The sequence below is a fragment of the Alteriqipengyuania halimionae genome, assembly GCF_009827575.1.
Lineage (GTDB): Bacteria > Pseudomonadota > Alphaproteobacteria > Sphingomonadales > Sphingomonadaceae > Alteriqipengyuania_A > Alteriqipengyuania_A halimionae.
Window position 1 is genome coordinate 2,100,047 of the sequence record NZ_WTYR01000001.1, and the last position, 18,930, is coordinate 2,118,976.

The 18,930-nt window shown below is 64.7% G+C and carries 16 protein-coding genes and 1 tRNA gene; 7 read left to right on the forward strand and 10 right to left on the reverse strand.

Going from position 1 to position 18,930, the window contains the following annotated elements:
* Position 1: 1 nt before the first annotated feature.
* From hisIE to GRI68_RS10205, 8 genes are read right to left on the reverse strand one after another with little or no spacing between them, the layout of a single operon-like run.
* Positions 2 to 616, reverse strand: coding sequence for a bifunctional phosphoribosyl-AMP cyclohydrolase/phosphoribosyl-ATP diphosphatase HisIE (gene hisIE, locus GRI68_RS10170; protein ID WP_160617140.1), 615 nt, complete (start codon positions 614 to 616; stop codon positions 2 to 4).
* A complete protein-coding gene (hisF, locus tag GRI68_RS10175; protein ID WP_160617141.1) occupies positions 613 to 1,377 on the reverse strand; it encodes an imidazole glycerol phosphate synthase subunit HisF in 765 nt (254 codons plus the stop codon). Before hisF ends, hisIE begins: the two co-directional genes overlap by 4 nt.
* Positions 1,364 to 2,080 carry a 1-(5-phosphoribosyl)-5-[(5-phosphoribosylamino)methylideneamino]imidazole-4-carboxamide isomerase gene (locus GRI68_RS10180; protein ID WP_160617142.1) on the reverse strand — a complete coding sequence of 239 codons (717 nt, stop codon included), beginning with the start codon at positions 2,078 to 2,080 and terminating at the stop codon, positions 1,364 to 1,366. Before GRI68_RS10180 ends, hisF begins: the two co-directional genes overlap by 14 nt.
* Complete coding sequence (gene hisH, locus GRI68_RS10185; protein WP_160617143.1) at positions 2,077 to 2,667, reverse strand: imidazole glycerol phosphate synthase subunit HisH; 591 nt, start codon at positions 2,665 to 2,667, stop codon at positions 2,077 to 2,079. Before hisH ends, GRI68_RS10180 begins: the two co-directional genes overlap by 4 nt.
* A 7-nt stretch (positions 2,668 to 2,674) precedes the next feature.
* Complete coding sequence (gene hisC / locus GRI68_RS10190; protein WP_160617144.1) at positions 2,675 to 4,330, reverse strand: histidinol-phosphate transaminase; 1,656 nt, start codon at positions 4,328 to 4,330, stop codon at positions 2,675 to 2,677.
* Positions 4,330 to 5,613 carry a histidinol dehydrogenase gene (gene hisD / locus GRI68_RS10195; RefSeq protein ID WP_160617145.1) on the reverse strand — a complete coding sequence of 428 codons (1,284 nt, stop codon included), beginning with the start codon at positions 5,611 to 5,613 and terminating at the stop codon, positions 4,330 to 4,332. Before hisD ends, hisC begins: the two co-directional genes overlap by 1 nt.
* Complete coding sequence (gene hisG / locus GRI68_RS10200; RefSeq protein ID WP_160617146.1) at positions 5,613 to 6,503, reverse strand: ATP phosphoribosyltransferase; 891 nt, start codon at positions 6,501 to 6,503, stop codon at positions 5,613 to 5,615. Before hisG ends, hisD begins: the two co-directional genes overlap by 1 nt.
* Entirely contained in the window at positions 6,493 to 6,843 is a 351-nt protein-coding gene (locus tag GRI68_RS10205) for a Trp family transcriptional regulator (RefSeq protein WP_199799747.1), read from the reverse strand. Before GRI68_RS10205 ends, hisG begins: the two co-directional genes overlap by 11 nt.
* Positions 6,844 to 6,977: 134 nt before the next feature.
* On the opposite strand from GRI68_RS10205, the gene GRI68_RS10210 reads away from it, so the two are divergent.
* From GRI68_RS10210 to GRI68_RS10240, 7 genes are all read left to right on the forward strand, one after another.
* Positions 6,978 to 7,053, forward strand: a tRNA-Thr gene (locus GRI68_RS10210).
* Positions 7,054 to 7,938: 885 nt separating this feature from the next.
* Positions 7,939 to 9,420, forward strand: coding sequence for an aldehyde dehydrogenase family protein (locus GRI68_RS10215; RefSeq protein WP_160617147.1), 1,482 nt, complete (start codon positions 7,939 to 7,941; stop codon positions 9,418 to 9,420).
* Positions 9,421 to 9,423: 3 nt separating this feature from the next.
* Positions 9,424 to 10,389, forward strand: a complete 966-nt coding sequence (locus tag GRI68_RS10220) for a glutathione S-transferase family protein (RefSeq protein WP_160617148.1) — start codon at positions 9,424 to 9,426, stop codon at positions 10,387 to 10,389.
* A complete protein-coding gene (locus GRI68_RS10225) occupies positions 10,386 to 11,228 on the forward strand; it encodes a pirin family protein (RefSeq protein ID WP_160617149.1) in 843 nt (280 codons plus the stop codon). Before GRI68_RS10220 ends, GRI68_RS10225 begins: the two co-directional genes overlap by 4 nt.
* A 205-nt stretch (positions 11,229 to 11,433) precedes the next feature.
* Positions 11,434 to 12,447 (forward strand): LacI family DNA-binding transcriptional regulator, encoded by a 1,014-nt coding sequence (locus GRI68_RS10230; protein ID WP_160617150.1) that lies wholly within the window; start codon positions 11,434 to 11,436, stop codon positions 12,445 to 12,447.
* A gap of 81 nt (positions 12,448 to 12,528) precedes the next feature.
* Positions 12,529 to 13,281, forward strand: coding sequence for a carboxylesterase family protein (locus GRI68_RS10235; RefSeq protein WP_160617151.1), 753 nt, complete (start codon positions 12,529 to 12,531; stop codon positions 13,279 to 13,281).
* Between the two features lie 140 nt (positions 13,282 to 13,421).
* On the forward strand, positions 13,422 to 14,225 hold the full coding sequence (locus GRI68_RS10240; protein ID WP_160617152.1) for an endonuclease/exonuclease/phosphatase family protein: 804 nt from the start codon (positions 13,422 to 13,424) through the stop codon (positions 14,223 to 14,225).
* On the opposite strand, the gene GRI68_RS10245 is transcribed toward GRI68_RS10240, so the two are convergent.
* Both GRI68_RS10245 and GRI68_RS10250 read right to left on the reverse strand, forming a co-directional pair.
* Positions 14,188 to 15,687 (reverse strand): glucoamylase family protein, encoded by a 1,500-nt coding sequence (locus tag GRI68_RS10245; protein ID WP_160617153.1) that lies wholly within the window; start codon positions 15,685 to 15,687, stop codon positions 14,188 to 14,190. The genes GRI68_RS10240 and GRI68_RS10245 overlap by 38 nt on opposite strands.
* 60 nt (positions 15,688 to 15,747) lie before the next feature.
* On the reverse strand, positions 15,748 to 18,780 hold the full coding sequence (locus tag GRI68_RS10250) for a TonB-dependent receptor (RefSeq protein WP_160617154.1): 3,033 nt from the start codon (positions 18,778 to 18,780) through the stop codon (positions 15,748 to 15,750).
* Between the last annotated feature and the right edge of the window lie 150 nt (positions 18,781 to 18,930).

Here is an 18,930-nt window from a genome sequence, read left to right on the forward strand (position 1 = left end):
GTTACGCTTCGTGGCGCTGACGCAAGCGTTCGCCGATATCGTCCCAGCCGAGGCCGCGCGCCTTGAGCAGCACCGCGATGTGATAGGCGAGATCGGCAAGTTCGTCGGTCAGCCCGTCATCGTCCCGCGTGACGGCGGCGAGCGCGACTTCCACGCCCTCCTCGCCAATCTTCTGGGCGATTTTCTCGCGCCCTCCGGACAGCAGCCGCGCGGTGTAGCTGCCCTCGGGCGAGTCCCCGGCTCGCGCATCGATGACGCGCGATAGCTGAGCGAGAAAGGCGAGGCCCGTCGCCCCTTCGTTACCAAAGCAGGAGGGCGTGCCCAGATGGCAGGTCGGCCCCGCCGGGGTCGCTTTCACCAGCAGCGCATCGGCGTCGCAATCGGGCATGACCGAGACGAGCGAGAGTACGTTCCCGCTCGTCTCGCCCTTGATCCAGAGGCGCTGCTTCGAGCGGCTGAAGAAGGTGACCTTTCCGCTCTCCAGCGTCGCGGCGAGCGCGGCGCGGTCCATATAGCCGACCATCAGCACCTGCCCGGTGGCATCGTCCTGCACCACGGCGGGCAACAGGCCATCCATCTTGTCCCACGCCAGATTGTCGATGTCGTTCTCGGTCATGGTCGCACCTCGATGCCGTCGGCCAGCAATTGTCGTTTCAGGTCGGGGATCGCGATCAAGCGATCATGGAACACCGTCGCCGCCAGCGCGCCGCTCGCGCCGTGTTCGAACGCCGCGCGGAAATGCTCGGGCGCGCCCGCGCCTCCGCTGGCGATCACCGGCACCGTGACCGCCTCGACGACTTCGGCCAGATGCTTGCAATCGTAGCCGTCGCGCACACCGTCCTGCTTCATGCAGTTGAGCACCACTTCTCCTGCGCCCCGATCAGACGCTTCGCGCAGCCAATCAAGCGTATGATTGACAGTTTCGTCCGCCCGATCCGGGTCTCCGGTGTTGCGCCAGACGCGATAGCCGCCCTCGCCGCGCATCGAATCGACTCCGATCACGACGCATTGCGCGCCAAAGGCCGCAGCCAGTTCGTCGATCAGATCGGGGCGTGCCAGCGCGGGCGAATTGACCGACACCTTGTCCGCCCCCGCGTCGAGCACCGCCCCGGCGGTGGCGAGATCGCGGATCCCGCCCGCAACCGCGAAGGGAATGTCGATCACCCGGCTGACCCGCTCGATCCACCCGGTGTCGACGCTGCGCCCTTCGGGACTGGCGGTGATGTCGTAGAACACCAGCTCGTCCGCCCCCTCGGCGGAATACCGGGTCGCATTCTCGACGATATCGCCGACATCGCGGTGGTCGCGAAACTGCACGCCCTTCACCACGCGGCCGTTCTTCACATCGAGGCACGGGATGATCCTACGCGCAGGCATCGAGCGCCTCCGACAGGCCGAAACGGCCTTCCCACAAAGCCTTGCCCACCACCGCGCCATCGGTTGCCAGCGCGCGCAGATCGTCGAGCGTGGCGACCCCGCCCGAGGCCTGGATCTTCCAGCTTGGCAAGCGCTTGCCCGCCTCGGCCAGCAGTTCGAAGTTGGGCCCTTGCAACATTCCGTCGCGACCCACGTCGGTCAGCAGCAGATGGCGTCCGGCGGGGAAGCGCGCGGCGGCATCCCACAGCGTCACGCCGCTGGTTTCGGTCCATCCGGCGGTGACGACGATCGGTTCGCCATCGATCAGCTTGACGTCGAGCGCGAGCGCGATCTCGTCGGGCCCGAACAGGTCGAGCATGCGATTGACCGAACGCGGCTCGCGGATCGCGAGGCTCCCGATAACGACGCGCGCCGCGCCGGCATCGAGCATCGCGCGGACATCTTCGATCGAGCGGAAACCTCCCGCCACCTGGAGCTTGAGCGCCGCGTCCTTGGCGAGTGTGCGGATCAGAACATGCTGGCGCGGTTCCTTCGCCCGCGCTCCGTCGAGATCGACCACATGCGCCCACTGGGCCCCGGCCTCGGCAAAGCCGGCCAAAGTCGCGGCGGGATCGGCACCATAATCGGTGCGTGCGTCGAAATCGCCCTGTTCGAGGCGCACCGGCGCGCCGTCCATCAGGTCCATGGCGGGGTAGAGAATCATGGCTGCCAGTCCACAAAGGCTTGAAGGAAACGCGCCCCGGCCGCGCCGGAACGTTCGGGATGGAATTGCGCGCCCCACCAGTTTTCGTGGCGGATCGCAGCGGGAATCGTGGTCGCGCCGTATTGCGCGGTGGCAACCGTCGCTTCCGCCGAGGGGCAGGCGAAGCTGTGCGCGAAATAGACATAGTCGCCCTCGGCCAGCCCCAGGCCATCGTCGGTAACGGCCAGCGCGCTCCAGCCCATATGCGGCACCGGACGATCGGGACCGGGTTCGATCGCGCCGACGGCGCCGGGCAGGATGCCGAGGCAGGCCCGATCGGTTTCGTCGGAGGCTGCGAACAGCAATTGCATGCCGAGGCAGATGCCCAGCGCCGGCCGATCGAGTCCGCGCACTGTATTGACCAGTCCGCGCGCTTCGAGGCGCTCCATCGCGTGCCCAGCAGCGCCCACGCCGGGCAGCACGACATGGCTCGCGGCGCGCAGCGCGTCGGGATCGGCGGTCACGTCCGCCTCCACCCCCAGCCGCGCGAAGGCGTGCCGGATCGAGGCGATGTTGCCGTAATCGAGATCGATGATTGCCAGTCTCATTGCCGCCTCACAGCATGCCCTTGGTGCTGGGCAGGGTGTCGCCCTCGAGCCGGATCGCCTGTCGCAGCGCGCGCCCGAAAGCCTTGAACGCACCCTCGGTCTTGTGGTGATCGTTGTCGCCTTCGACCTCGACATGGATCGCGGCCTTCATCGAATCCGCCAGGCTGCGGAAGATGTGCGCCGTCATTTCTGTCGGATAGTCGCCGATATGGCTGGCGGAGAAATCGCCTTCCCACTTGGCGTAGGGGCGACCCGACAGGTCGATCAGCACCTTTGCCTCGGCCTCGTCCATCGGCAGCGCGAAGCCGTAGCGCCCGATCCCGCGCTTGTCGCCGAGTGCCGTCCGCAACGCCTCGCCCAATGCGATGGCGCAATCCTCGACCGTGTGGTGCGCATCGACATCCAGATCGCCTTGGCATGTAAGATCGAGCGCAAAGCCGCCATGCGCGGCGATCTGATCGAGCATGTGATCGAAAAACGCATTGCCGGTATCGACCCGGCGCGGGCCATCGGAATCGAGGTCGAGCGCGAGTGCGATCCTGGTTTCCTTCGTTTCGCGCACAACTTCGGCACGCCTTGAAGGAGACCCCGCGCCCGACCCCGAAACTCCGAACGCAGCCAATGCCGCGTCGTTTTCTTCGCGCGTGCCGACGGTCAGCCTTACGCCGCCAGGTGCAGCCTGCGGCCGGAAGCGGACCCGGATCGCACGCGACCGCAGGGTATCGGCGAGCGCGTCCGGATCGGCGACTTCGAGAAACAGGAAATTGCCTCCGTCGACGCGGACCGACCCAACACCCGGCGCATTCTCGAGCGCTGCGGCGAGCCGCGCGCGTTCGTCCAGCAGTTCCGCGATCCGTCGCTCGTGCAACGCCCGGCGCGACGGCGCCAAAGCGGCGAGCGCCGCATCGATGCTCGGCACCGGAAGCGGGTAGAAAGGCGAACAGCGCGAGGCCATCGCAACGGTATCGGGGTGCCCCACCAATGCGCCGATCCGGGCGCCCGCCAGCCCGTAGGCCTTGGACAAGGTTCGCAGCACCACGAGATTCTCGCGCGTCGCCGCTTCGCCCGAGAGGCTCTCGACATCGGCGAATTCGATATAGGCCTCGTCCGCCACCACGATCGTTTCGGGCAGGCGATCGGCCAGCGCGCGGATCGTTTCCGGCGGCACGACATTGCCGGTCGGATTGGCGGGAGAGCAGACGAAGACGAGCTTGACCTTGCCGTCGGCCTCGATCGCTTCGGCCAAGGCGTCGACGCACAAATCGAAATTGTCATCGAGCGGCACGTCGAGCACCCGCGCGCCCTGCACGGCGGCGAACCGCTCATAGGCGGTGAAGGTCGGCGACGAATACGCCACCGCATCTTCTCCCGGACGACAGAAGGCGCGGATCAGCAATTCGATCGCATCGTCGGCGCCGCGCGTGACCCACAGGTTCTCGCGTTCGACCCCATAGAGCGCTGCCATCCGCGCGCGGAGCGCCGCAGGCTGCGACTCGGGATAGCGGTTGACCGCGCTGGTCGTTGCGAGCGGCGCGAACGGGCTCTCATTACTGTCGAGCAGGATCGCATCGGGATCGGGGCCGGTATCGGCAATATCGAAGGGTGCGAGGGCGCGGATTTCCGGGCGCGCAAGGCGCTCTGCTAGCGAGGACACACCGCTCATCAGACGTTCCCCCGCATCTCGGCCGAACGGGCATGCGCTTCGAGCCCTTCGAGGCGCGCCATCGCTGCGGTCGGCGCGGCAAGCGCGGCGGCGCGTTCGGGCGTGATGTGCTGCACGCTGATCGCCTTCATGAAAGTGTGGGTCGAGATGCCGCCCCATGCCCGCGCGGCACGATCGGTCGGCAGGACATGGCTCGATCCGGCGCAATAATCGCCGAAGCTCTCCGCACCCTGATAGCCCACGAACACTGCACCGGCATTGACGATATCGTCGATCAGCGCGTCGGGCGCTGCGACGGCGAGCGACAGATGTTCGGGCGCGTAGTCGTTGGCGATACCCACCGCGTCAGCCAGCGTCTCGACAAGGACGATGCGCGAATTGTCGATCGCGGCGCGAGCCTGATCGGCACGCGGCAGCTCTTCGAGCAGCCGTTCGACCTCGGCTTCGACCATCTGTGCGAGTTCGGCGCTATCGGTCGCGAGCAGGACCTGCGCATGGGCATCGTGTTCGGCTTGCCCCAGCAGGTCCGCAGCGACAACGCGCGGGTTGGCACCCGCATCGGCGATCACCATCAATTCGCTGGGTCCGGCGGGCAGATCGATCGCGATGCCGCGTGCCGCGATCTGCGCCTTGGCTTCGGCGACCCAGGCATTGCCCGGCCCGCAGACCTTGTCGCAGGCAGGTATCTCACCCGCACCGAATGCCATCGCGGCCACGGCTTGCGCGCCGCCCAGCGTCCACACCGCGTCGATGCCGCATAGCTCGGCAGCGAGCGCGAGTGCTGGATCGAGGCCGCCATCCTTGCGCGGCGGCGTCACGACGATGAGTTCCTCCACCCTGGCAGCGCGCGCCGGAAGCGCTTGCATCAGCAGGCTGGAAAATAGCGGCGTCACGCCGCCCGGCACGTAGAGGCCGACGCGCGGGATCGCGCGCCACAGTTTTCGCACCGTCAGGCCCGGCATCGTTTCGACGGCGATGTCCTGCGGGCGCGAGGCTTCGTGGAAGGTGCGAATATTGCTCGCCGCCAGTTCGATCGCGGCGACCGCCTCGGCATCGAGTTCCGCACGCGCCTGCGCGGCGATCGGCGCAACACTCACACGTTCGGGCGCAGCTCCGTCGATCGTGCGCGCGAGCGTCGCAACCGCGTCCCAGCCGCCCTCGGCCACCGCATCGAGCATCGCGGTCACCCGCCTGCGCATCGCAGGATCGGCGCGCAGGTCCGGCCGCGCGAGCGCGTCGGCGCGCTGGCTCGCTGTGGCTTGGTTCCAGACGATCCTTCGCATCAGGCCATCATCTTTTCGATCGGCATGACCAGGATCGCCGAGCCACCGGCGGCTTTCAGCTCCTGCAATGTCTCCCAGAACACCGATTCCTGGCACACGGCGTGGACCGCGAACTGGCCCGGTTTGCCGTGCAGCGGGGTGACGGTGGGGCTGCCGGCGCCGGGAAGGATTCGCTGGATTTCGCCCAGCGCCTCTCCTGGCGCGTTCAGCAGGATGTATTTCGACCCCGCGCTGGCGAGCACGCCGTCGATCCGGGTGAGGATATTCTCGGACAGCTCTTCCATCTCTGCCGGAAATTCGCGCTTGGCGCGCACCAGCACGGCCTCGCTTTCCATCACCAGATCGACTGCGGCAAGATTGTTCGCCTCGAGGGTCTGCCCGGTGGAAACGAGATCACAGATGAACCCGGCGATGCCAAGCTTGGGCGCGAGCTCGACCGCGCCGTTCATTTCCACCACTTCGGCCTCGACGCCCTGATCGGCGAGCCATTGCGTTGTGATGCGCGGATAGGACGTCGCGATGCGCTGTCCGGCGAGCGACTGCGCCCCGGCGTAGTCGAACCCGATCGGCGCCGCGATCTTGAGCGTGCAGCTCCCGAAGCCGAGTTTTGCCACCGTCTCGATCCGCATGGTCTCGCGGCCGAGTTCGAATTCGCGCAGTACGTTCTCGCCCACTACACCGAATTCGCAGACGCCGTCATTTACCAGCGTCGGGATGTCGTCGTCGCGCACGAACATCAGGTCGATCGGGAAATTTTCGACCCGCGCGGTCAGCCGGTTCTTGCCGTCCTGAATGCGCAGGCCCGCGCGGCTCAAAAGGTCGCGGCTGCGGTCGGACAGGCGGCCCGATTTCTGCAGCGCGATGTGCAAGCGGTCTCGGTCAGCGAACATTGCGGATTTCCTTTGCGGCCAGGCCGTCGATGGTGGCGCGATAGCCTTGGTGGGGTTCGGTCCTCAGAAAGCGCGCGACGCGGGTGATGGTCGTCGGGGAGACGCCGGTGCCTTCGGCGATGTCGCGATAGGACAGGTCGGTCCCGTCGAGCAGCTGTGCGACATGCCAGCGCTCGGCCAGCGAATGCAATTCGGCCGGAGTACACAAATCGGTCAGCAGGGCGAGCATATCGGCCTGCGTTTCCGGCACCAGCAGTGCATCGGCGAGCCCCGCGCGCAGATCGCTTTCGTCGCGGCTGGGCAACACGGGTGGCAATTCGGAGATCATCGGGTCGGTCACAGCGTTACAGCACATTGTTACAGTGCAGCTGCAAATAGGCGTTCGGGCAGCAAGGTCAACCATAGATTGCATGAAACCCGCTTTGCGCTTGCCGAGCGCCCGGCGCGACGCTATTGGCCCGCGCTCCAACGGGCGCCGCTTTAGCTCAGTTGGTAGAGCACATCATTCGTAATGATGGGGTCACTGGTTCGAGTCCAGTAAGCGGCACCACCTCTCCCAGGTTTGTCCTGCGCCGCGATTGAGCGAATTGGCGTTCGGCGTGTTCGCTGTGTGGGCATCAAGTGGGAAGCCTTCCTTCCGGGTAATTTGCGCAGACCGTTCAAGCCGCTTTTGGAGCCGCTTCTGCCTGTCCGGCTTTCCCGCGCAGACTAGTGGGCGCGATCCGTCGGCTAGGCTATGCCACTGTGCGTTGGACGGGCCTGCTGCGCCTTCCGAGCCGTACGCGCCGTCGGTCGCGTTTATCGCCAAGGCATGAGAGCGGAGGAGTGTCCGAACAGCGGATTAACTGGAGGGTCCTTTGGATTACTTATCCCGTACCGCGGGCGTGTCATCGAGTATCGGCGGCTGTGCCGTTCCGGGAACGGGATCCGAACGCCAATCCAGCAAGGGTGGGCGGGGCTGCATCAAGACGTTCTGCTGCTGCTCGCGCAACCTCGCCAGCCCTGGTATTGCTTCACCTTTTCAGGGGATGGATCCTCCACGCCCGCAAGCCAGAACAACCACCAGTCGAGCGCCCGTTCTTAAGGGCCACCGCCTAGGTTCGGTCCGAAAGCATGCGATATGATATTTTTATTCGGCTGCTTTGTCGATGCAGGCATGCACGGCTGAACTTTCACCAGGGTCTAAGTAGGGCAGCACGGCTCAATCTCGGGTTGAATGCAACTGGTGGAAGGTTTGCGTGGGTATCGAGTGGGCCCGCGTTTCTAAGTGCCTGAGTGTGCGAGTGCGTTGAAGGTCTGGTGCGCAAGCAGCCGGTCCTCTGTCCCCACAACGTCGTCTCTCTTGTCTGAGGGAGCTCATTGGGCACCGAACAAATCACGGCAGATTTCGCGAGCGCGGCGCGAAACGAATGTGGGCCCTGCCCGTTCGTCCCGTATGTCCAAACCCTATGAAAAACTCGACCGCGTTTTCGTCGCCGGTGAATGGCGCACCGGAAAAGGCGACACGCTGAAAAACATATGCCCGTGGGACGAAAGCGTCATCTTCTCGATGAAGACCGCCCAGCCGGAAGACGTCGGCGAGGCCTGCCATGCCGCCGCGGAAGCCCAGCGCGAATGGGCCGAATTGCCTCCATCCGCGCGAGCGGCCAAGATGCTGGCGATCGGAGACATCCTGGAGGCACGCAAGGACGAGATCGCAGAGTGGATCGTGCGCGAGGTCGGCGGGACGCAGGTGAAGGCCGCGCTCGAACTGATGCTGGTGACCCAGGTCGCGCGGCAGGAAGCGGCGGCCCTGCCCTACATGGTCGAAGGCGCGATCCTGCCTGAAGAGATTCCGGGCAAGGAAAGCCGCGCCTATCGCCAGCCGGCGGGTGTGGTCGCGCTGATCAGCCCTTGGAACTTCCCGCTCCAGCTGACCTCTCGCACGCTTTTCCCGGCGCTCGCGCTGGGCAACGCCGTCGTCCTCAAGCCCGCCAGCGACACGCCGGTTACCGGCGGCACGATCTTCGCCGCGATCTGCGAAGAAGCGGGCCTACCCAAGGGCCTCGTCTCCGTCCTGCCCGGCGGCGGTTCCGACATCGGGGATGCGCTGGTGCGCCACCCGATTCCGTCGGTGGTCAGCTTCACCGGCTCCACACCCGTGGGGCGCGGCGTCGGCAAGGCCGCGCTCGACGGCGATCGGATCAAGTCGCTCGAGCTGGAGCTTGGCGGCAATTCTCCGATCGTCGTGCTCGACGATGCGGATATCGACTACGCGGTCGAGGCGAGCGTGTGGGGCAAGTTCATGCACCAGGGCCAGATCTGCATGATCGCCAACCGCATCGTCGTCGAAGACGCGATCCATGACGAATTCGTCGAGAAGTTCGTGGCAAGGGTGAAGAAGCTGCCGGTCGGCAAGCGCGATGCGGCGGACTGCTTCATCGGACCCGTCGCGAACCGCGACCAGTTCGACGGGATCATGGAGATGATCGGCAAGGCAAAGGATCAGGGCGCGACCTGTGCGCTCGGCGGAGAGCCCGACGGCCTCGTCATCCCGCCCCACGTCTTCACCGATGTGGGCGAGGACAACTGCCTCGTCGCGAACGAAATCTTCGGCCCCGTCGCACCGATCCAGCGCGCGCGGGACGAAGCGCATGCGCTGGAGCTTGCGAACAACACCGAGATGGGCCTGTCGAGTTCGGTCTTCAGCCGCGATGAGGGCCGCGCGCTCGCCTTTGCCAAGCAGATCGAAGCAGGGATGACGCACATCAACGACCAGCCGGTCAACGACAGCCCCTTCGCGCCCTTCGGCGCAGTCAAGAACTCGGGCGTCGGGCGGTTCAACGGGCGCTGGGCGATCGAGGCCTTCATGACCACGCACTGGATCTCGGTCCAGCACGGCAAGCGCCAGTTTCCCTTCTCGGCAGAGGATCTTTAAGCGATGGGCTTCCTGAAGAACGGCACCTGGCACGACGAATGGGCGCATAACGACGAGGACAGCGGCGAGTTCGAGCGTGATGAAAGCGCGTTTCGCAACTGGATCACGCCCGACGGATCGCCCGGCCCGACCGGCGATGGCGGGTTCCCCGCCGAGCCGGGGCGCTACCGGCTCTATATCAGCCTCGCCTGCCCATGGGCACACCGCGCCAACGCCGCGCGGCACCTCAAGGGGCTGACCGATGCCATCGAGCTGAACGTGGTGCACTGGCTGATGAAGGAGGGCGGCTGGTCGTTCCGCGAGGGCGAATGCGTGACCGGCGATCCCGCGATCGGCGCGGATCATCTCCATCAGCTCTACACCCACGCCAAGCCCGACTATTCGGGCCATGTCACCGTCCCGGTGCTGTGGGACACGAAGACCGAAACGATCGTCAACAACGAGAGCGCGGACATCCTGCGCATGCTCGGCACCGCGTTCGACAGGTGCGGCGCCAACGATCTCGATCTTTATCCCGAAGACTTGCGAGAAGAAATCGATGCGCTGAACGACCGGGTCTACGATGCCGTGAACAACGGCGTTTACAAGGCGGGCTTCGCGACCACGCAGGATGCCTACGATAAAGCGGTGACCCCGCTATTCGCCGTGCTCGACGAACTGGAAGAGCGGCTCGAAGGCCATGACTGGCTGGTGGGCGACAGGCTGACCGAGGCGGATATCCGCCTGTGGACTACGCTAATCCGGTTCGATCCGGTCTACCACACGCATTTCAAGTGCAATCTGCGCCGCATCGCGGATTACCCGAACCTCGCCGCGCTGACACGCCGGGTCTACGACCTCGACGGAATCGCCGAGACGGTCAATTTCCGCCACATCAGGCATCACTATTACGAGAGCCACGAGCGGATCAATCCGAACGGCATCGTGCCCGCCGGGCCCGAGCCGCTGGTTCCGGGGATGCCGGCATGAGCAGCCGCCAAATGGTCTCGCTCCACCGCGCGATGCGCGACGATATCCAGGATCTGGTGACGCGCAGGCCCGTGCCTGGGCCGGGACTGTCGCAAGTCGACCCGTTCCTGTTCCTCAACCATCACGGACCGCAGACCTACCTGCCGAACAATCACGGACTGCCCTTCGGCCCGCATCCGCATCGCGGCTTCGAGACGGTGACCTTCATCCTCGAGGGCAGCCTCGCCCATCACGACAGCGGCTCCGGCGCCAGCGTGGTCGAGGCGGGTGGTGTACAATGGATGACCGCGGGCAGCGGGCTGGTCCATGCCGAGCTTTCGCCCGAGGCGTTCAAGCGCACCGGCGGTCCGCTCGAAATCCTCCAGCTATGGGTCAACCTGCCCGGTCGGCTGAAGATGACCGACCCTGCCTATGTCCCGGTGGCGGCGTCGGACATCCCCGAAACAGAGCTTGGCGAAGGTGCGACGATGCGCGCGGTATCCGGCACCGACGAAGCGCCGATCCACTCGCTGACCGATGTGATGCTGGCGATCGTCTCGGTCGATCCCGGCGGCAGCGCCGCCCTGCCCGCACCTGCCGGGCGCAACGTGTTCTTCTACACGATTGGCGGCGAGGCGAAGATCGACGGCCAGAGCGTGCCCGAGCATACGCTAGCGCAAGTTAGCGACGACGACGATGGCGTCGAGGTGTCGAGCGATGGCGGTTGCCGGATCCTGTTCGGCCACGCGGACCCGATCGGCGAGCCGGTGGTGGCGCGCGGTCCCTTCGTGATGAACAGCGAGACGGAGATCGCGCAGGCTATCCGCGACTATCAAGCGGGCCGGTTCGGCGGACTCTAGGCGCCCGCCTCTCGCTCTGTAAGGTCGCTTGTCCACCGCTGCTGACCCGTCATCCCTGTCGAACTCGACGGATTACGGGCGCCGATGAGCGCACCGTGCTGGTTCCCCCTTCTCTCGCGGGAACGGCAATTACCGAGTCGGCCTTGCTGGCGACCGTCGCGCGGCGCTAGGCTGCGCTCGGGGGCGAATCAAAACAGGGCTTGGGATGACGACAATCAGAGACGTTGCGAAAGCCGCGGGGGTATCTGTCGCGACCGCATCGCGTGCGCTGAACGGGATGACCAATGTCACCCGGCCCACGCGCGAGCGGATCGAAGCGGCGGCGCGCAAGCTCGACTATGTCCCGCATAGCGGCGCGCGAAGCCTGACGCGGCAGCGCACCGATACGATCGGGGTTGTCCTGCCCGACCTCTTTGGAGAGTTCTTTTCGGAGATGATCCGCGGGATCGATCTGGTTGTGCATGCAGCAGGCAAGACACTTCTCCTGGGCAATATGCATGGCAGCGCCGTCGAAACCGGGCAGGCCCTGCGAACGATGCGCGGACGGGTCGACGGGTTGCTCGTGATGCCGCCCGATTCCTCGGCGGAGACCATCCCCGACGCGCTGCTGCGTGACATTCCCACAGTGCTGCTCAGCGCGGGGGCCGAGAATGGGACCATCCCTTTCGTTACGGTGGACAATTACGCGGGCGCCAAGCTTGTCACCGAACACCTGATCGATTGCGGCGCACGCCGGATCCTGCATCTCGCCGGTCCTCAGAGCAACCGCGATGCGGGCGAACGCGAGCGAGGCTTTCGCGACGTTTTGCGCGCGCGTCTGGGGCAGGATGAGCCACTGGTCCTGCCGGGCGACTTTCACGAAGAGGCGGGGCGTGAAGCAGCCCGGCGATTGCTTCACGAAGAGCTCGAATACGATGCTGTGTTTGCAGGTAACGACATGATGGCGGTCGGCCTGATGGCGGAATTGCGCGACGCCGGAATCGAGGCGGGGCGGGACATTCTGGTGGCCGGTTTCGACGATATTCCTCTCGCTCGCTATGTCACGCCGCAACTCACCACGGCCCACTCCGACATCATGCGACTGGGTTCCTCGGCCGCCCGCCTTCTGCTGCAGGCGATGGGAGGCGAGCAAAAGGGGCCGACAGACAGCCTGGTCATTAAGCCTACGCTGGCCGTTCGGGGGTCGACCTGCAAAATCGACCGAGAGAAGCGGGACTGAAACGGCAGATCAATTGTATCGTCGGGAGCCGGGATCGGGCATGACTGGCAATGAAACCGATTACATCAAGGAGTAGCTCCGATGAAACCGCGCGCAATTCTCGTCCTACGCCATGTCGTCGTCGCCGCGTGCTTCGCGCTGGCTGCAGCTGGACAGCCGGTCGCAGCGGCCGAACCCGAAGCGGGGCAGCACGCACAACCTGCCGTCGATGAGGACAATTATCCGTACCAGCTGTTCGTGCCGCGCGCGGTCTCGAGCGCCGATCCCGAACGGAAATGGCCGTTGATGGTGTTCCTGCATGGCTCGGGCGAGCGCGGCGACGACGTGGATGCGGTCAAGCGCCACGGGCCACCCAAGCACGCCGACCGTGACCCGGACTTTCCGTTCATCCTGATCTCCCCGCTATTGCCTGCGGATCAGGACTGGGACATCGCGAAGCTCGAACGCATTCTCGACCACGCGCTCGCGACACTCCCGATCGATCCGGACCGGGTGTATCTGACGGGCCTGAGCCGCGGCGGCCGTGCGACCTGGCGGTGGGGCGCGGCGGACCCGGGTCGCTTTGCGGCCTTGGCACCGGTGGCCGGGAGCGGCGATACGGCGACGGCCTGCGCGCTAACCGATATTCCCGTGTGGGCCTTCCACGGCGATCGCGACGACGTGGTCGAGCCGGAGGGCAGCTTCGCGATGGCGCGCGCGATCCGGGCCTGTGGCGGGCGGATGTCGCGCCTCACGATCTATCCGGACCTGGGCCATAATTCGTGGGATCCGGCTTACGAAGAGGCGGAATTGTATCTCTGGCTCCTCAAGCAGCGCCGGACGTCCGAACAGTGACTACGGCTCGCGGCAGACCCGCCTTGCGCTTCCTGCCCCTTGCCTTTGCGGGGCTGCTTCTAGCGGCGCTGGCCGGTTGCGCCTCGAACCAAGTCGATCCGCCTGCAGCTGCTCAGCCGGGAGCGACGACGGTTCGGGCCATGACGTTCAACATCAGACTGGCAACCGATGCAGACGGAGACAATGCCTGGCGCCATCGCAAGGCGATCGTTGCGGCGTTGATCGAGCATGAAGCGCCGGACATCCTCGGCATGCAGGAAGTGCTGCTGGAACAGAAGGACGATCTGGCATCGGCCCTGCCCGGCCTTGCGATGGTGGGCGTGGCGCGCGACGACGGGAAGGAGGCGGGCGAATTCTCCCCGCTGGCTTACCGCAAAGACCGCTTCGAGCTCCGGCAATCCGGCACGTTCTGGCTTTCGCTCACGCCCGGCGAGCCGAGCAAGGACTGGGACGCCGCGCTTCCGCGCATCGCGACCTGGGCGATCCTGCACGATAGGGAAAGCGGTCAGGATATTCGCGCGCTCAACACGCATTTCGACCATGTCGGCAGCGAAGCGCGGGCGCAAGGCGCCGGCCTGATCGCCGACTGGGTCGCGACTGGACCCGGGGCCGGCCTGCCGACGATCGTGATGGGCGATTTCAATTCGGATCCCGCAAGCGAGCCCTATCGGCGGCTTGTCGGACACGAAGCGGCGGGACTGACCGACACGCGCGAGACGAGCGTGTCTCCGCCCTATGGCCCGACCGGGACCTTCACCGGCTTCGACATCATGCGAAACGCCGCCGCGCCGATCGACCATATCTTCGCGACCTCGGATTGGACCGTTACCGGCCACGCCGTCGTAACACAGCACTGGGGCGGCCGATTGCCGTCGGACCATTACCCGGTCCTGGTGTCGCTCCGGCTTACTTTGGGCCCGGCTGTTCCAGCCAGCCGCCGGTAAATCCGAGCCGTTCGAGCCCGCGCCGGACATGTGGGTTCTTTCGCATCGTCCGCCAGACCAGCTCGCTCCGATGATTTTCGAGCATGGCCAGGATCGGCCCCTGATCGATGCCGAGATGGTCGCGCGCGACCCACCCGGATTGCGCGTCCACCGTGCCGCTTCTGCTGCCCACATCGACAAACACGTAGCTGGGATTGAACGCGTCCTTGAAACCGTAACGCGTATAGAGACGCTCGCCATAGGCAGCACGCATGTTCATCAGGGCGGGCAGCGTCACCTCGGGCGCGAAGGCGATCGAACCCCCTGCCGCCGTGGGCACGATGGTGCCGTCGTCGACGACGCGTTCGGCGCTGACGCCGCGGGCGGAATAACCCATGAAGGTACGCGGCTGGCCATTCACCTCGCGACCGTTGGCGGCCGCGGTCGGTCCGTCGGATGCGGTCCATCCCCATAGCTGATCGGAATAGCCGACCCAGTCATTCGGGTTGTCCGCACCGTAGGCGCGCTGGCTCAGCGTCGCGCGGCGGCTGTTCTCGAAATAGTCGATACCCTTGGACGCCATGAACTCGTCCTGGATGCCGCGGAAATCGACCCAGACATGGCTGTACTGGTGGCCGAACAGAGGCTCGAACTGCAGGAACTCGTACCCGTAGTAAGAGGCCCAGTCTTTCTCCAGATTGGCCGCCCAGCCGGTGTCCCAGGCTTCCTTGCCGATCGGGTGCGTGGGCGACCCGGCAGCGAGGATGTAAACCAGCATGCCCTCGTTGTAGCCGACCCAGTCGTGGGTCCCGAAATCGCCGCCCGCGCCGCGTTCGGGATACCAGCCCATCGCGATCGCCTTGCCGCTTCCGCCATTTGCCGAAGGAATGGCGCTGTTCTCGCGCTGCACGAAGGTCCAGTCGACCCGTGCGTAGATCCGTTCGGCGAGATCGCGGATCGCGGCTTCGGTCGGATTGTCGCGATCGAAATAGCTCTGGGAGAACAACACGCCGCCAAGCAGAAGCGCGGTGTCGACCGTCGAAAGTTCGGTGTTCCCGAAGCGCGTGCCGTCCGCGTTTTTCAGGAAGTGGTAGAAAAAGCCCTTGTGGCCAGAAACGCCTTCGACCGCCGGGCCCTGCGGCGCGTTCCAGTAGAATTCGAGGCAATCGAGCGTGCGCGCGGCCGCGTCTTCGCGGGATACGTATCCGCGTTCCGCGCCGATCCCGTAGGCGGTCAGCGCGAAGCCGGTCGCCGCGATCGAGGAGAACGGGTTGGATGGCCAGCGGTCGGGCGCGAGACAGCGCTCCGTGTCGGTGGTCTCCCAGAAATACGCGAAGGTCCGCTTGGTCAGGTCCTCGGCAAATGCTGCCTGTCCTAACGCGGTAGAAGCATCGGTGGCAGCACGGGGCGCAGCGAGTGGCGCACTTGCGCATCCGGACAGAGAGAGGGCGAGCAGAGCGATACGAAGGGAAATGGCGATCACCCGAGAACAAAAGAAAAGCGCCACCACTTCCCTAAGGAAGCGGCGGCGCAGGATAAAGGATCAGAATTCGAAGCCGGCCGAGAGCTTGATCGTCCGCGGCGGACCGTCGGTGCCCAGGGCATTGGGATTGCGCTCACCCGTCACCGAATTGAAGCTGTTGTAGTTGCGGTCGTTCAATGCGTTGATGATATCGGCACGCACATAGACCCGTGTCCGGTCGCCCAGGAAATTCAGCGGAATGTTCTGGGTGATCGCCAGATCGAGCTGACGGAAGCCCCAGCGATCGCCATTGCCCGCGGTTTCGACCGTTACGACCTCGACCGGCGGCGTGCCGCCGGGCGTCCGGACGAAGGTGTTGAGGTACCGAGGCGACGATAGCACGAACTTGCCGGAAATCGTCGTTTCGGTCGGCAGGTCGACCGCACCGGCGATAACCAGGCGGTGCTTGCGCAGGCCGCTGGAAGTCTTGACGGTGTAATCGTCCAGGGTCGGGAAATCGAACGAGAAATACTCGCCGAAGGCCCGGTTCTCGGTGCCGTCGGTGTAAGTGTAGGTCGCGGCCAGATTCCAGGGAGATTCCGCAGAATAGCGCTTTGCCAGCTTGAAGTGGAACGCGTCTTCATCGGTCTTCAGACCGTTGGTGCCGATGATGATCGAGCCCCAGCCCGGAGGGGCGAAGCCGAACGGCGAGCCCGGAGTGGCCGGAGCCGGCGTGAAGAACGAGCCGTCCGGTCGACGGTTGCCGAGAAGATAGGCGAACCCGTCGCGGCTCTTGATATGCCGGTAGCCGACTTCGACGTTTACCAGCCGGTTCAAATCGCTGCGCAGGCCGAGGCTGAACTGATCCGAATACGGGACCTTCAGATCGTTGTTGATCAGGCGAATGCTGCGCCCAGCACCGACGCCTGCGTTGTCGAGCAGTTGCTGCCGGCCCGCTTCGGTCAGATAGACCGGATCCCACGGAACGCAGGTCGGGCTTGGGTTGCAGGTGTTGTTCGGATCGCCGGTGATGAAGTTGAACTCGCGTGTGCTGTACGCGTTGATGCTCACTTCCTGCGCGATGAAATCGAACTGGTTACGGTCGTAGGAGCGTCCGTAGCCGCCGAAGACCGTCAGCTTGCCCAGCTCCAGAATCTCGTAGCTGAAGCCGATACGCGGCTGGAACGCGCCGGTGAAGGCTTTGCGCTGTGTGCCGTCCGAGATGTAGTCGTTGATATCGTATTCGACGCCAGGCTGGTAGATATTGGGATAGTTTGCCTCCGAAACGGCGGCGACGACTTCCGGCGGGGTGACGAAGTCGAGATAGGAAGGTGTTTCCTCGTAATCCCAGCGGATACCGAGGTTCAGCGTCAGACGATCGGTCACGAACCAGTCGTCCTGGATGTACACACCGAACTGCCAGTTGTCCGAGATGACCGAGGGCGTGCCCTGACCGGTGCCGGCCCCGAATTGAACCCGATAGGGAATGGTCGTGTTGAAGCCACCCGGCGTCAGGTTCACGTTGTAGGAATACTGCGGATTGAAGAAGTTCTGCTCGACCCGGTCGAGCCGCACCCACTTCGATTTCACGCCCACCTTGATCGTGTGGTCCTCGAAACCGGTCCAGGTGAAATCGTTCTGGATCGCGTAGCCTTCCTGGCCCTTGTCCTGGAAGTTCGCACTTCCTCCAATGCGGAGAATTTGCGGGCGGACAAGATTCTGGCCCGTAACAGGGCTGACCCCGCCAAACGTATAGATTTGGCCGGGCGTGAAGTTCTGCGGACGCGGCGACCAGAAAGCGCTTTCGTAAGTCCCCTTCAGGTCGTTCACGAAATCATCGCCGCTGTGTTCCCAACGAACGAGGAAGCGCTTCTCATCCACATCCTGCGACGCTGCCGTTTCCACCGCCGAACTGCCATTCCCGAGGAAAACCCCGGACTCGTTGCGATACTTGCCAGAGACTTCGAACACGTCACGGCTGGTGGGCAGGAAGCTGATCTTGCCGAAATACAGGTCTTCGTTGAATTCCTGCTGGGTCGGTCCGAAAAGATCCTGCAGCTCCGCGGGGAAAAAGCTGACCGGGAAGTCGGCGCCGGGTTCGATCACCACAGGCAGACGGCGACGCTTGCCTTCGTAAGTTGCGAAGAAGAAAAGCGTGTCTTCGATGATCGGTCCGCCAAGCGCGCCACCGAACTGGATATCCTTGGTTTCCGCCTTCTCGCGCCCGCCAAACTTTTCCAGCGGCGTCTCTTCGCGCATACCGGTGTCGGTGTAATCGACGAAGGCTGTACCGTGAAACTCGTTGGTGCCGGACTTTGTCCCTGCGGTGATGGCGACCGAGCTGACCTGATCGAACTCCGCCTTGTAGTTCGAACTGATCACGCGATATTCGCCCACCGCCAGCTGCGGGAACGGGTTGCCTTGCGAACTGTCCTGCCCGGTGATGCCGTTCTTGAGGACGTAATCCTTCTGGCCGACGCCATCGATATAGACGTTGACCGTGCGGCTGTTCTGGCCGCCGCCCTGGATGCGCGACTGGCCATCGGGGTTTTCGACCGAAACGCCCGGCGCCAGGTCGGCGAAGGACAGGAAGTTGCGGTTGTTTTGCGGAAGAGTTTCGATTTCGCGCTGCGAAATATTGGCACCGACCTCGCCGCCTTCGTCGGTGACGAGCCGGCCACCGGTGACGATGATGACATTCTCTGCGCCCGGCGCACCGGACGGATCCGCAACGGTCTCCTCCTGCGCGATATCGTCGAAGTCGAGTTCTGCGTTCTGCGCGATCTGGAGCGTGAATTCGTCGGTGCGCCGCACCTGGCCGTCGGCACCGGTGATTTCGAGGTAATAGATCCCCGGGCGCAGCTGCGGGAAATTGTATCGGCCATCCTGGGACACATCCAGGGTGCGCCGCGAACCCGTTGCCACGTCGACCGCGGTAATCTGGGTTGCGCCGCTAACCGAACCCCGCAGCGAAGCGGTGGATTCCTGGGCGTGGACCGGCACCGCCATCGCTACCGCAAGCGCGGAGCCGGCAGTGGTGAATGCCAATGCTGCGGCGAGCCGCCGCAGCCGGAACGAATCAAACGAATCGCAGCTCGAAACCTTCGAGGTCATACTCTCTCCCCCATGCTACCCTCAAATCGAGGGCCTTCGCATTCGCCCATACTGTGGGTCGAATCGAACGGTCTTGTAACCGGTTTCATCTTGCCTGTATAGAGCACTTGAATGGATTGGCGCTTGCCTGGATCGGAGCGCCGCAACAGG